This window comes from Stenotrophomonas sp. TWI587 (assembly GCF_039674145.1).
Taxonomy (GTDB): domain Bacteria; phylum Pseudomonadota; class Gammaproteobacteria; order Xanthomonadales; family Xanthomonadaceae; genus Stenotrophomonas; species Stenotrophomonas maltophilia_AY.
This window is the reverse complement of the sequence record NZ_JBDJMW010000005.1, coordinates 195212-209662: the sequence shown is the minus strand read 5'-3', so window position 1 is coordinate 209662 and position 14451 is coordinate 195212. Positions and strand designations below refer to the sequence as shown.

8 protein-coding genes are annotated in these 14451 nt (G+C 63.9%); 4 read left to right on the top strand and 4 right to left on the bottom strand.

Annotated features, from left to right (window positions below; translation table 11 throughout):
- Positions 1-306: 306 nt before the first annotated feature.
- From ABE464_RS10270 to ABE464_RS10255, 4 genes are all read left to right on the top strand, one after another.
- Entirely contained in the window at positions 307-3114 is a 2808-nt protein-coding gene (locus ABE464_RS10270; protein WP_346471860.1) for a TonB-dependent receptor, read from the top strand.
- Positions 3115-3520: 406 nt separating this feature from the next.
- Positions 3521-6334 (top strand): TonB-dependent receptor, encoded by a 2814-nt coding sequence (locus ABE464_RS10265; protein ID WP_346471859.1) that lies wholly within the window; start codon positions 3521-3523, stop codon positions 6332-6334.
- Positions 6335-6553: 219 nt separating this feature from the next.
- A complete protein-coding gene (locus ABE464_RS10260) occupies positions 6554-8662 on the top strand; it encodes a M13-type metalloendopeptidase (protein ID WP_346472016.1) in 2109 nt (702 codons plus the stop codon).
- 144 nt (positions 8663-8806) lie between these two features.
- Entirely contained in the window at positions 8807-10819 is a 2013-nt protein-coding gene (locus tag ABE464_RS10255; protein WP_346471858.1) for a M13 family metallopeptidase, read from the top strand.
- 99 nt (positions 10820-10918) lie between these two features.
- Here ABE464_RS10255 and ABE464_RS10250 read toward each other — a convergent pair whose 3' ends face one another.
- The 4 genes from ABE464_RS10250 to gorA form a co-directional block, all read right to left on the bottom strand.
- Positions 10919-11593 carry a rhomboid family intramembrane serine protease gene (locus ABE464_RS10250; RefSeq protein WP_070470961.1) on the bottom strand — a complete coding sequence of 225 codons (675 nt, stop codon included), beginning with the start codon at positions 11591-11593 and terminating at the stop codon, positions 10919-10921.
- An 89-nt stretch (positions 11594-11682) separates the two neighbouring features.
- Positions 11683-12045 carry an MGMT family protein gene (locus ABE464_RS10245; protein WP_346471857.1) on the bottom strand — a complete coding sequence of 121 codons (363 nt, stop codon included), beginning with the start codon at positions 12043-12045 and terminating at the stop codon, positions 11683-11685.
- Entirely contained in the window at positions 12042-12962 is a 921-nt protein-coding gene (locus ABE464_RS10240) for a DMT family transporter (RefSeq protein ID WP_346471856.1), read from the bottom strand. The genes ABE464_RS10245 and ABE464_RS10240 overlap by 4 nt, the downstream gene beginning before the upstream one ends.
- A gap of 121 nt (positions 12963-13083) precedes the next feature.
- Positions 13084-14439, bottom strand: coding sequence for a glutathione-disulfide reductase (gene gorA, locus ABE464_RS10235; RefSeq protein WP_346471855.1), 1356 nt, complete (start codon positions 14437-14439; stop codon positions 13084-13086).
- Positions 14440-14451: the final 12 nt, after the last annotated feature.

Here is a 14451-nt window from a genome sequence, read left to right as displayed (position 1 = left end):
CAGGTCGCAAAGATCCCTCAACCGGGTGGCAAGACCCCGAAAACAGAAATCGCTTTCACATGTAAGTATTCAGCTTCAGCTCATCGCCCGACCTGTTACACATCGATACAAAAACATACATTATTGATTTAAAAGTGTTTTTTCAGTCGTTACGCGCCTCATTTCTGATCGTCATGTGACTGATCCGTGTAAGCATTGTTAAGGCTGTGTTACGTTCGATGATGAAGCACGGAAAGCTTCACTTATGAATGTAAACGTTCCCACGGACGGCCCCCACCCACGTCGACACTGCACTCGGGGATGCCCATGTCTCGCTATCGCTCCACCCTGTCTCGCCACCCGCTGACCGCTGCCGTTCTGACCGGCATGCTGCTGACCAGCGCCGCCACTGCCTTCGCCCAGGACAGCAGCACCACCAACCTGGACAAGGTCACCGTTACCGGTTCGCTGATCCCGCAGACCGAGATCGAAACCCATACGCCGGTGGTGACCATCACCGCCGAGGACATCCAGACCCGCGGTTTCACCAGCGTGGCCGATGTCCTGCAGCAGTCCTCGCTGACCACCGGTGGCCTGCAGGGCGGCCAGACTTCCGCCTCGTTCACCCAGGGTGCTGAAGCAGCCGGCATGTTCGGCCTGAGCCCGAGCTACACCAAGTACCTGATCAACGGCCGGCCGATGCTGTCCTACCCCGCCCTGTACAACGGCGGCGACACGTTCAACAACATCAGCGGCATTCCGATCGACATCGTCGAGCGCATCGAAATCCTGCCGGGTGGCCAGTCCTCCCTGTACGGCTCGGACGCGATCGCCGGCGTGGTCAACATCATCCTGAAAGAGCGGATGGACGGCAGCGTGCTGAACGTGCGCGGGGGCACCTACACCGAGGGCGGCGGCAGCACGTTCCGCATCAGTGGGGCTACCGGTTTCAACAGTGCCGATGACCGCCTCAACGTACTGGTCAATGCACAGTTCGAATCCAGCAACCCGATCTGGGGCTACCAGCGCGACGTCACCAGGACCACCAACGGCAACGGCTACACCGCCCAGGTGCCAACCAATGATTTCCTGGTGGTCAATCCGGCGGCAGGCAATGCCTACCTGATGATGGACCCGAACCTGTGCGCCAACGTCGCCGGTCAGTTCGGCGGCACCACCGTGCTTGGCACGCGTGCGGCCGGCCAGTCCTGCGGCTCGATCTACAGCCCGGGTTACAAGACCGTCAAGAACGGCAAGGACAGCGCGCAGATCTACAGCTCCTTCACCTTCGACGCCAACGACAGCCTGCAGTTGTTCGGCGATGTGCTCTACAGCTATGAGGACGTGAAGTACGCCACCGGCTCCAACTACACCTGGTGGGGCACCGCCTCCGGCTACGGTCGATTCTGGGATCAGACCAGCGGCCAGTGGATGAACCTGCAGCGCGCGTTCGCGCCGGAAGACATCGGCGCCAACGGCTACAAGGACATTCTCAATACCGACCGCAACAAGGCCTACCAGGTCACCCTCGGTGGCCGCGGCACGCTGGGCAATTGGGATTACAGCGCCAGCTTCACGCGCGGCGAGTACAAGCTGACCGAGCGCAACTTCGTGCGCTGGGCCGATCCGATCAACAACTACTTCGAAGAGCACGTACTGGGCCCGCAGTTGGGCACGCGTAACGGCTATGCCGTGTTCTCGCCGAACTGGGACGCCTTCTACGCACCGATCCCGGCCGGCGATTTCGCTACCTTCACCGGTTACACCGAGAGCCAGAGCCGTACCTGGCAGAACCTGGGCCGCTTCCAGATCACCAATGGCACGCTGTTCTCACTGCCCGGCGGTGATGCTGGTTTCGCCGTGGTTGCTGAAGCCGGCAGCGAAGGCTGGGATTACACCCCGGACGAACGTCTGATGGATGGCAGCGTATGGGGCACCACCGCCGTGGCCGGTGCCGGCCATCGCAGCAATTACGCGGTGACCTCCGAGCTGCGCCTGCCGCTGCTCGACTCGCTGACGGTCACCGGCTCGGGCCGTTATGACGCCTTCAAGATTGGCAGCAGCACCGTGGACAAGGCGACCTACAGCGTCGGCGTCGAGTTCCGCCCGATCGAAAGCCTGTTGTTCCGTGGCAAGTACGGCACCGCATTCCGTGCGCCGAGCCTGTCCGATGCTTTCCAGGGCCTGAGCGGTTACTACGCCAACGGCGCCACCGACTACTACCGCTGCGGTCAGCTGGGCTACGCGCCGACCGACACCACCGGCTGTGCATATGACAGCGTCTCGGTGTTCGGCCAACGTGCCGGCAACCCGGACCTGGAGCCGATCACCGCCGATGTGTGGAATGCGGGTGTGGTCTGGGCACCGCTGAACAACCTGTCCTTCTCGGTCGACTACTACAACTGGAAGATCAAGAACGAAGTCGACACGCTGAGTTCGGATCAGCTGCTGCTGGCCGAGTACTACTGCCGCAACGGCCAGGTCAACAACACCTCGGCCAGCTGCGACAACGTCAACGAGTGGATCACCCGTGATGCCTCCGGCGTTCTGGACGAGATCTACACGCCGAAGATGAACGTGGCCAGCCAGAACCTGCAGGCCATCACCGCCAGCGCCAAGTACGTGCAGGAGCTGGGTCGTTTCGGTGCGCTGCAGTTCTCCACCAACTACACCAACATGATCAAGCGCGAGCTGCAGCCGCAGCCCGGTGATGAGTATCTGGATCTGCTGCGCGATCCGTACAACATGTGGATCTACGATTCCTACGCCAAGGTGCGTGCGGATGGCTCGGTGGGCTGGGCGTTGGACAAGTGGACCACCACGCTGTACTTCAACTATGTCGGCAAAACCCCGAACTACCTGGCCTACGCCGGCAACGGCTATGACTACGTGCATTCCTCGGGCGCCAAGGCGGGCAAGTGGGGCTCCTACACCACCTACAACCTGAGCGTGAACTACCGTGCTGCTGAGAACATGACCTTCTCGGTCATGGTCAACAACGTGTTCAACAAAATGCCCGACAACCAGGCAAGCAACTTCCCGGGCACCTCGGGTACGCCTTACAACAATTACTTCTACAACATCTACGGCCGCGCCGTGTATGTGCAGGCCAAGTATGAGTTTGGCGCGAAGTAATACAGCGCGATGAGGTGATAACGAAGCCCTGCCGAAAGGCGGGGCTTTTTTTGCGCATCACACATCACGATCGAAACGCTCCCGTCGGCGTAAATCCCAGTTGTTAACAACGAACGTGATCATTTTGCAGCGCCCGCGCACAGAGCGACACGATGCGACATTTTCCACACGTCTGTTTTTTCAATACATTTTCAGAAAGTCAGATTTTTCCTACACCGCAGATATGAAAAAGCGGGTCCCTTTACGTGAAGCGTGTGTTACGTTCGCCGCGCACCGGTTCGGACTGAACGCAGACTGAAACTTCCAGGGATGGGCCGCCGAGGCCTGGGACCGGATCAGCGTAGAACGCCATCAAGACGTCCCACGGAAGGGAAAGCCACGACATCACCACTACACGGGGTTGCACATGTCTCGCCAAGGCAATTCGATTTCGCGTCATCCGCTCGCTACTGCTGTCCTCACCGGCCTGCTGTTCACCAGCGCCAGCGTGTTCGCGCAGGACAACACCGCCACCAATCTCGATCGTGTCACCGTCACCGGATCGCTGATCCCCCAGACCGAGATCGAGAACCACACGCCGGTCTTGACCGTCACCGCCGAGGACATCCAGACCCGCGGTTTCACCAGCATTTCCGAAGTCCTGCAGCAGTCCTCGCTCACCACCGGCGGCCTGCAGGGCGGACAGACCGCCGCCTCGTTCACCCAGGGCGCTGAAGCGGCAGGCATGTTCGGTCTGGATCCGGGCTACACCAAGTACCTGATCAACGGCCGCCCGATGCTGCAGTACCCGGCGCTCTACAACGGCAGCGACGCGTTTAACAACCTCAGCGGCATTCCGATCGACATCGTCGAGCGCATTGAGATCCTACCCGGCGGCCAGTCCTCGCTGTACGGATCGGATGCCATCGCCGGTGTGGTCAACATCATCCTCAAGGAACGCATGGAAGGCGGCGTGCTCAACGTGCGCGGCGGCGCCACCACCGAAGGCGGCGGCAACAACATCCGCGTCAGCGGAGCCAAGGGCTTCAACAGCGCAGATGACCGTTTCAATGCACTGGTCAACGTCCAGTACGAAAAGAGCAATCCAATCTGGGGTTACCAGCGCGACCTGACCCGAACCAACAACCGGGTCGGTTACAGCGCGCAGGTGCCGGCCAATGATTTCCTGGTCTATCTGCCGGCAGACAACAACGCATTCGTGATGATGGATCCGACGCGCTGCGCCAGTGTCGCCGGCCAGTTCGGCGGTACCACCGTGCTCGGCACCCGCGCGGCGGGCGAATCCTGCGGCTCGGCCTACGGCGCTGGCTACCGCACGCTGAAGAACGACAAGGAAAGCAGCCAGTTCTACAGCTCGATGACGTTTGATGTGAACGACAACTTCACCCTGTTCGCCGATGCGCTGTACAGCCTGGAAGAGGTTAAATACACGCCGGGTTCGGGCTACACGTTCTGGGGCAGTGACCTGACGTTCGGCGCGTTCTACGACCAGGACACCGATCAGTACATGAACCTGCAGCGCGCCTTCGCACCGGAGGATATCGGGCCGAACGGCTACAAGGACATCCTCAACACCGATCGTAACAAGGCCTACCAGGTCACCCTGGGCGGACGTGGCAAGTTCGGCAACTGGGACTACAGCGCCAGCTTCAGCCGCGGCGAGTACAAGCTGACCGAGCGTGGTTTCGTGCGCTGGGCCGATGACATCGACAGTTACTTCGAAAACCGCGTGCTCGGCCCGGTGCTGGGCACCACCGACGACGGTTACAACATCTACAGCCCGAACTGGGGCGCGTTCTACTCGCAGCTGCCCGCCGGTGATTTCCAGACCTTCACCGGTTACACCTACAACCAGAGCAAGACCTGGCAGAATCTGGGCCGCTTCCAGATCACCAACGGCTCCCTGTTCACGTTGCCCGGTGGCGATGCGGGTTTCGCCATCGTCGCCGAGGCAGGCAGCGAAGGCTGGGACTATCGCCCGGATGAGCGCCTGATGGATGGCAGCGTGTGGGGCACCACCTCGGTGGCCGGCAATGGCCATCGCAGCAATTACGCCATCACCTCCGAGCTGCGTTTGCCGCTGATCGATTCGCTGACCGTCACCGGTTCCGGCCGATATGACGCTTATAAGATCGCCGACAACACCGTGGACAAGGCCACCTACAGCGTCGGTGTCGAGTTCCGTCCAATCGAAAGCCTGCTGTTCCGGGGCAAGTACGGCACGGCGTTCCGTGCCCCGACGCTGCCTGATGCCTTCCAGGGCGAGAGCGGCTACTACGCCAACGGTGCGGTCGATTACTACCGTTGCGGCCAGCTCGGCTACGCGCCTGCCGATACCCTCGCCTGCCCGTATGGCAACGAGTCGGTGTTCGGCGTGCAGGCCGGCAACACCGAACTGGAGCCGATCACTGCCGATGTGTGGAATGCCGGCGTGGTCTGGGCACCGATCAACAACCTGTCCGTCTCGGTGGACTACTACAACTGGAAGATCGACAACGAAGTCGACACCCTGAGCTCGGACCAGCTGCTGCGGGCGGAGTACTACTGCCGCAACGGCCAGGACAACCCGACATCGGCCAGCTGCGACAACGTCGCCGATTGGATCACCCGCGACGCCGCCGGCAACATCGAGCAGATCTTCACACCGAAGCTCAACGTCGCCCGCCAGAACCTGCAGGCACTGACGGCCAGCTTCAAGTACGTGCAGGACATCGGCCGTTTCGGCTCGCTGCAGTTCGCCAGCAACTACACCAACATCCTCAAGCGCGAACTGCAGCCGCAGCCGGGCGATGGTTACCTGGACCTGCTGCGTGACCCGTACGCAATGTGGTACTACGACGCCTACGCCAAAGTCCGTACCGATGGCTCGGTGGGCTGGGCCAAGGACCGCTGGACCACCACGTTGTACTTCAACTACATCGGCAAGACGCCCAACTACATGTCTTACCTGGGCGAGAGCTTCGACTACGTGCATTCGTCCGGTTACAAGGCGGGCAAGTGGGGCTCGTACACCACCTACAACCTGAGCGTGAACTACCGGGCGCTGGACAACCTGACCCTCTCGTTGATGGTCAACAACGTGTTCAACAAGATGCCCGACGGTCAGGCCCACAGCTACGCCGGCAATGTCGCCTCGCCCTATAACAGCAGCATCTACAACCCTTACGGTCGCGCGGTGTACGTGCAGGCCAAGTACGATTTCGGCACCAAGACCAACTAAGCCGCACCAGGGATGACACCCCGGGCCCCGCCGCAAGGCGGGGCTTTTCCTTGGCCGTCATCGGGCCAGCCCCATCGCCAGGGTTGACCGGATCAGGCCTCTTGCCATCAGCCATGACCTTCGACACCCTTGCAGGCCGGGCCAGCGGCGTATCGTCTGGCCCACAGGCCCTTCCGGGCCATTCCTGCATGACTTTCCGGCCTGGAGGCCAATCACGTGATCGCTCGTACACCCAAACTGGTACTGCTGACCCTGGCCGTTTCGGCCGCGCTGGTCGGCTGCGGCAAGAACGAAACCCCGGCCACGGACAGCGCAGCCTCCACCGCCGCGCCGGCGGCGCCGGCCGCCACCGAGTACAAGCTCGACGAGAGCAAGCTGCCGGCCTACAACGCCTTCCACCCGTCCGATCTGGACACCAGCATGGACGCCTGCAATGCGTTCGGCGACTACGTCAACAGCAAGTGGCTGGCCGCCAATGAAATCCCGGCCGACCGCACCAGCTGGGGCGCCTTCACCATCCTGGACGAGCGCTCGGTCGCCGTGCAGCACCAGCTCGCCGAGCAGGTCGCGGCGGTCAAGAACCCCGTGGGCATCGAGAAGATCGTCGGCGACTTCTGGGCCACCGGCATGGACGAGGCCAAGATCAATGCCCAGGGCATCGAGCCGATCAAGGCCGACCTGACCGCCATCGACGGCCTGCAGGACAAGGACGCGATCGCCAACTACCTGCGCACCAGCGCGGCCAAGGGCGAGAACGTGCTGTTCGGCTTCGGTCCGGAAGCGGACTTCAAGAATTCCAGCATGAACCTGGCCTACGCCAGCCAGGGCGGCCTGGGCCTGCCGGATACCACCTATTACACCGACGCCAAGAACGCCGACAAGCTCAAGGCCTACCAGGCCCACGTGGCCAAGGTGCTGGAACTGGCCGGCGTGGCCACGGCCGATGCTGAAAAGCAGGCCGCCGATGTGGTCAAGTTCGAAACCCGCCTGGCCAAGGCCTCCAAGTCCAGCGTCGAGCTCTCGCGCGACGTCTCGCTGTTCTACAACCCGGTCACCGTGGCCGATGCGGACAAGCTGACCCCGAACTTCAGCTGGACCGAGTTCTTCAAGGCCCAGGGCATCGCCGCCCCGGAGAAGTTCTCGCTGGCCATGCCGAGCTTCCACCAGGAAGTGAGCAAGGCGCTGGGCGACACCGATCCGTCGGTGTGGCGCGCCTACCTGCGCTTCCACACCGTGGACGGCGCCTCGCCGTACCTGGCCGATGCCTTCGTCAACGAGAACTACAACTTCTACGGCAAAACCCTGAACGGTCAGAAGGAGCAGAAGCCGCGTTGGAAGCGCGTGCTGGGCACCATCGAAAACGATGCCGGCGATGCGTTCGGCCAGCTGTACGTCAAGGTCGCCTTCTCGCCGGAAGCCAAGGCCAAGATGGAAGAATTGGTCAAGAACCTGGCCGCCTCGCTCAAGGAGCGCATCCAGGGCCTGACCTGGATGAGCGACGAGACCAAGGCCAAGGCGATCGCCAAGTGGGAAACCTTCACTCCGAAGATCGGCTACCCGGACAAGTGGCGTGACTGGAGCGGCCTGACCACCGGTCGTGACAGCTACCTGGGCAACGTGCGCGCGGCGAACGAATTCAACTACAAGTTCGCGCTGTCCAAGATCGGCCAGCCGGTGGACAAGACCGAGTGGGGCATGACCCCGCAGACGGTCAATGCCTACTACAACCCGCTGCAAAACGAGATCGTGTTCCCGGCTGCCATCCTGCAGCCGCCGTTCTTCGATCCGAAGGCCGATGACGCGCTGAACTACGGCGGCATCGGTGCGGTGATCGGCCACGAAATGACGCACGGTTACGATGACCAGGGCAGCCGCTTCGGGCCGACCGGCAACTTCGAGAACTGGTGGACCGAGGCGGACACCAAGAACTTCAGCGGCCTGACCGGCAAGCTGATCAAGCAGTTCGACGGCTACCGGGTGGACGGCCAGCCGGTCAACGGCAAGCTGACCCTGGGCGAGAACATCGCCGACCTGGGTGGCCTGGCCACCGCCTACGACGCCCTGCAGAAGGCTTCGGCCGGCAAGGAAGACCCGAAGGTCGACGGCTTCACCCGCGACCAGCGCTTCTTCTTCAACTGGGCCACCGTGTGGCGCACCAAGTACACCCCGGAGAACATGAAGGTCCGTCTGGCGACCGACCCGCATGCCCCGGCGCAGTTCCGTGCGATGGGTGCCCCGTCGAACCTGCCGACCTTCGCCGCTGCGTTCCAGTGCAAGGCCGGTTCGCCGATGGTGCGCGCCGGCGACCAGCAGGTTGTGATCTGGTAAGCCATCGCGCCCACGCGTGAGGTGATGCATGCAAAGGCCCGGGATCTCCCGGGCCTTTGCTTTTGGGGCGCATGCTGCCCATCACGCTCTTTTCGCTTTGCTTGGTACACTCGCGCGATCCCAATTCCGCTGGATTCGCTTTACATGTCCAACCTCCGTCCGCTTGCCATCGCCCTGGGCATCAGCCTGCTCACCCTGGTCGCTGCTCCCGATGCGCACGCCGCGCCGAAGAAGAAGGCCGCCGCCCGCGCGCCGGCGGTCAGCGCCCAGTGCAGCGACTTCTACGAAGCCACCAACGCCACCTGGTTGAAGGCCAATCCGGTGCCGCAGACCGGCGCCACCACCGCGCTGGGCCAGCTGGCCGACCGCACCCGCCAGCAGCAGCGCGCACTGCTGGATGGCGCGATGACCGCGCCGCAGGGCAACGTGCAGAAGCTGCTGGGCGACTTCTGGGCCAGTGGCCTGGACGAGGCCGCGGTGGAAGCCGACGGCTCCAACCCGATCGCCCCGCTGCTGACCCGCATCAATGCGATCAAGAAGGCCAAGGACGTGCCGGCCTCGATCGCTGCGCTGCACCAGGTCGGCATCCCGGTGGCGTTCAACTTCGCCCCGGACGTGGACCTGAAGGCGCTGGACCGCCACATCGGCTACTTCATGCAGGGCGGCATGGGCCTGCCGGACCCGGCGTTCTACACCCGGACCGATGCCGACACCGTCGCGCTGATGGGTCGCTACCGCAACTACGTCAAGCAGGTGCTGGCGCTGACCGGCACTCCGGCCGACAAGCTCGATGCGGAGTCGCAGTCGGTGATCGCCCTGGAAACCGAACTGGCGCGCAGTGCGCAGTCGCTGGCCGGGATCAACAACCCGTTCAACAACTACGCGCCGATCTCCACCAAGGAGCTCAACAGCCGTTACCGCAACCTGCAGCTGGAGGCCTTCCTGAAGGCGCAGGGCGTCAACGACGACCTGGTCTCGCTGTCCGATCCGGCACTGTTCAAGCAGCTCGATGGCATGGTCACCCGCCTCAAGCCGGAACAGTGGAAGATCTATCTGCGCTGGCGCGTGGGTGATGCGATGGCCCCGTACCTGTCCAAGGCCTACCGCGATGCCGAATTCGAATTCCGCGGCCGTGTGATCCGTGGCCAGACCCTGCCGCCGGCGCGCTGGGAACAGGTGCTGGATGCGATCAACGTCGCTGCCGGCCCGATGGTCGGCCGTGAGTACGCGGCCAAGCACCTGTCGGCCGATGACCGTCGCAAGGCGGCGCTGGTGGTGGACAAGATCCGCGAAGTGCAGATCGATGCGGTCAAGCGCAGCACCTGGATGAGCGATGAAGCCAAGACCGAAGCGCAGGCCAAGCTGGCCGCGCTGAAGATCGAGATCGGCACCCCGTTGCGCGATCTGGACTACACCGTGCAGCCGATGGGCCGCGGCAGCTTCGGCGGCAACATGCTGATCGCCTCCACCTGGCGCCACCGCGAAGAAATGAAGCGCATCGGCAAGGGCAACGCCGACCGCCGCTGGGACGTGCTGCCGCAGCAGCCGGCACTGGCGTATGACATCGCGCAGAACCGCCTGATCGTCACCGCCGCCGTGCTGCAGAGCCCGGTGTTCAACGCCAAGGGCGATACCGCCGAGCTGTTTGGCAGCTACGGTGCGCTGGTCGCCCATGAGCTGACCCGCGCGATCGATGCCAAGGGCGCGCTGGTCGATGCCAAGGGCGAACTGCGCAGCTGGTGGACCCCGGCCGACAAGACCGCCTGGACGCTGTTCGGCAACCGCGTGGCCGCCCAGTACAGCGGCTACGACTACCCGGGCGTGAAGGGTGCCAAGGTCAACGGCGAACTCACCCGCGAAGAGAACCTGGCCGACCTGGCTGGCCTGGAACTGGCGTGGGAGGCTTACAAGGCGGTCGAACCGGCCGCCAAGCCGGCCGCGCAGCAGGGCTTCTTCCGCGGCTGGGCGAGCCTGTGGCCGCAGCAGCTGTCGCCGAACGTCGCCGCCCAGCGCCTGACCTCGGACATCCTTGCCCCGGGCCGCTGGCGCACCAACGGCCCGCTGTCCAACCTGCCGGCCTTCGGTGCCACCTTCACCTGCAAGCCCGGCCAGCCGATGCAGCGCGTGGACAACGACCAGATCAAGGTCTGGCGCTGAGTCCCGCAAGGCAGCAACGAAAAGGGCGCCCATTGGGCGCCCTTTTCATTTAACGGGGACGGAGGTGGTTATTAACTACCTCCGTCCCTGTTATTTGCCTCACTTGATACTGCGCAGATGATTGGGTCGCTTCGGCGGGCCCGGCGGGCGACGGTTGTTGAACGGTGGTTGGCCACGCCAGTAGCGGATCAGCAGCCAGCCGAACAACATGCCGCCCAGATGCGCGAAGTGGGCCACGCCCGGCTGCCAGCCGGTGGCGCCCAGCATCAGCTCCATCGCACCGAACACGATCACGAAGGTACGGGCCTTCATCGGGATCGGCGGGAACAGCAGCATCACCCGCTGGTTCGGGAACAGCATGCCGTAGGCCAGGAGCAGACCGAACACGCCACCCGACGCACCCAGCACTGTGGCCGGATCGGCCAGCATCATGCCGACCAGCAGCTGGCACAGCCCGGCACCGGCGACGCACACCAGGTAATAGATGAGGAAACGTTTTTCGCCCCAGGTCTGCTCCAACGGCGCGCCGAACATGAAGAGCGCGAGCATGTTGAAGAACAGATGGCCGAAGCTGCCATGCAGGAAGCCATAGGTCAGCAGCTGCCACGGCTGGAAGTTGCCGCCCGGCGAGAACGGATCGAAGCCGCCGCCCAACGGCTGCAGCATGAAGGGCTCGAAGGTGCCGTTGCCGAGCAGGAACGGCTGCTGCAGCAGGAACAGCACGGCGTTGGCGATCAACAACGCTTTGGTGACGGTAGGCAGTCGCGGAAACATGGGGGCATCCTTTGGAACTGCGCCCATCATAGCCGCAGCGCCAGGCCGCCATCTGCGCGGCGGCGCCCGCGTTCAACCGGCAGGCAGCGTCAGCCCGGTCCCCACAGGGCGGCATCCAGATCGTTGGCGCCGGTTACCGGCATGCCCTTCACCCGCCCCCGTTCGATCACCACGCCCTCGGCGCGCAGCCGCTGGCTCTGTTCCTTCCACCCTGCCGAGCCTTCGGGCATTGCAATGCGCCCGTCCGAACGCAGCACGCGGTGCCACGGCAGGTCCGGGTCGTCATTCATGCCGAGCACGCGCGCGGTCAGCCGCGCCCTGCCCGGCAGCCCGGCCTTGGCGGCGACCTGGCCGTAGCCCATCACCTGCCCGCGCGGAATCGCATGAATCACCGCCAGGATCCGCGCACGTGCCTGCGCGGCCGGGTCATCGCCCACGGCGGCCGCGTTCACGCGCGGACCCGGCTGACCAGCAGCACGCCGAGCAGGACCAGGGCCGTGCCGAGGATCTGCCACGGCCCCATGGGTTCGTCGAGCAGCCATAGACTCATCACGATGGTGGAGACCGGACCGAGCATACCCACCTGGGCAGCCAGCGACGAGCCGATCCGCTTCACCGCCAGCATGATCGCCATGACCGGCAGCACCGTGCAGACCGTCGCGTTGATCAGCGACAGCCAATACACCGGCGGGGGTGCATGGCCCAGCGCGGACATCGGGTGCAGCACCGCGAAATGCAGCACGCACAACACGCAGGCCACGCAGCTGGCATAGGCGGTCAGGCGGATCGCACCGATCCGCGCCACCACCTGGCCACTGCCGAACAGATACAGCGCGTAGCTCAGCGCGCTGGCGAACACCAATGCGCTGCCCAGCACGATGCGCCCCCCTTCCAGCTGGAGGTCATGGCCGAAGGCCAGCAGTACGCCCAGATAACTGAGCACCAGCGCCGCCACCTGCCAGCGACCGGGGCGCTTTTTCAGCAGGACCAGGCTGATCAGCAGCACCAGCGTCGGGTTCAAATACAGGATCAGCCGTTCCAGGGTGACGCTGATGTACTGCAGGCCCTGGAAGTCCAGCAGGCTGGACAGGTAGTAGCCGGTGAAGCCCAGCCACACCACCCGCCCGCGGTCACCCCATGACAATGCCGGCGCGCGCCGCGCCGACCATACCGCCAGCAACGCGAACAGCGGTAACGCCATCAGCATCCGCAGCGCCAGCAGCGTGGTGGCATCCACCCCATGCCGATACGCGAGTTTGACGATGACCGCCTTGCCCGAGGCCGCGATCGCGCCAATCGCGGCCAGTGCGATGCCGCCGGCGGCGATGCGGCTGGAGGACGTGGGCAGCGAGGAGGCGGGAAAAGACATCAGGACGGCGGACAGCCGCGCAGGGCGGCTGGGCAGCAGGTGGGGCGGCCATTGTCGCATGCGTGGCGGCACTACCGGATCCCTTCTGCGGCTTCGGCGGCTGCACGCCGCTGATGCGCTTTCAGCGCATCAGTACAACTTCTTCTGCGGAGGTTGGATGGATCGCCACCGTGTCGTCGAACTGGGCCTTGGTCACGCCCATCTTCACTGCCAGTGCAAACCCCTGCAGGATTTCATCGGCAGACTCGCCCAGCAGGTGGACACCGACCACACGCTCCTCCTCGCCCACGCAGACCAGCTTGAACAGGCTGCGCTGGGTGCCATCGGCCAAGGCCTGCAGCATCGGGCGGAAGTTGCTGCGGTACACGCGGACGTCGCCGTACTTCGCGCAGGCCTCTTCTTCGCTCAAGCCCACCGCACCAAGCGCCGGGTGTGAAAACACCACGCTGGCCACGTTTTCATAGTCCATCTTCGCCTGCGGCTGGCCACCGAACAGGCGGTCCATCAGCTTGCGCGCCGCGGCGATCGCCACCGGGGTCAGGCCAACCTTGCCGGCAATGTCGCCCACTGCGTGCACGCTGGGTACCGCGGTGGTCTGCCACTGGTCGACCTCGACCTCGCCCTTGTCACCGATCACCACGCCGAGCGCTTCCAACCCCAGATCGGCACTGTTGCCGCGTCGCCCGGTGGCAAAAAACACCGCATCGAAATGACCATCAGCCGGGCCATCATGACCGAACGCAACCACGGCATCGCCCTCACGCTGCAGCTCGCGCAGACGATAGCCAAAATGGACCTGCACACCCTGGTGGCGCAGATTCTCGGCGAGCTGTTCAGTGAGTTCTGCATCGAAGCGCTCCAGCAGCCGTTCACCGCGCACCAGCAACGTCACGCGGCTGCCCAGCGCCTGCAGCAGCCCGGCCAGCTCCACCGCGATATAGCCACCGCCGACGATGGCCACGCGCTCCGGTGCGCCGCACAGGTTGAAGAAATCATCGGAGACCAGGCCCAGTTCGGCCCCGGGAATCTCCGGCCGTTGCGGATACGCACCGGTCGCGATCAGGATGTGAGCGGCACTGATGCGCACGCCATCGCTGCACTCCACGGTGTGCGCATCCACCAGCCGGCCACGGCGCGGTACACGCACCACCTTGTTCTCATTGAGCCGCTTGAGATAACTGGCATGGATGTTGGCGATGTAGGCCTGCCGATGCACCACCAGTTCTTTCCAGTCCAGCGAAGGGCGCACCGGCACATCGAAGCCCATTGCGGCGGCCAGGCCGATACGGCCGGAAAGATCGGCCGCCAGCCACATCGCCTTCTTCGGCACGCAGCCGACATTGACGCAGGTGCCGCCCAGTTCGCCCGGCTCCAGCATCGCCACGCGCTGGCCGTGCTGCGCCGCGCGGAAGGCCGCGGCGAGCCCGCCGGAACCACCGCCCAGCACGATCAGGTCATAGTCGTATTGCGTCGTCATTGGTATCGCTCA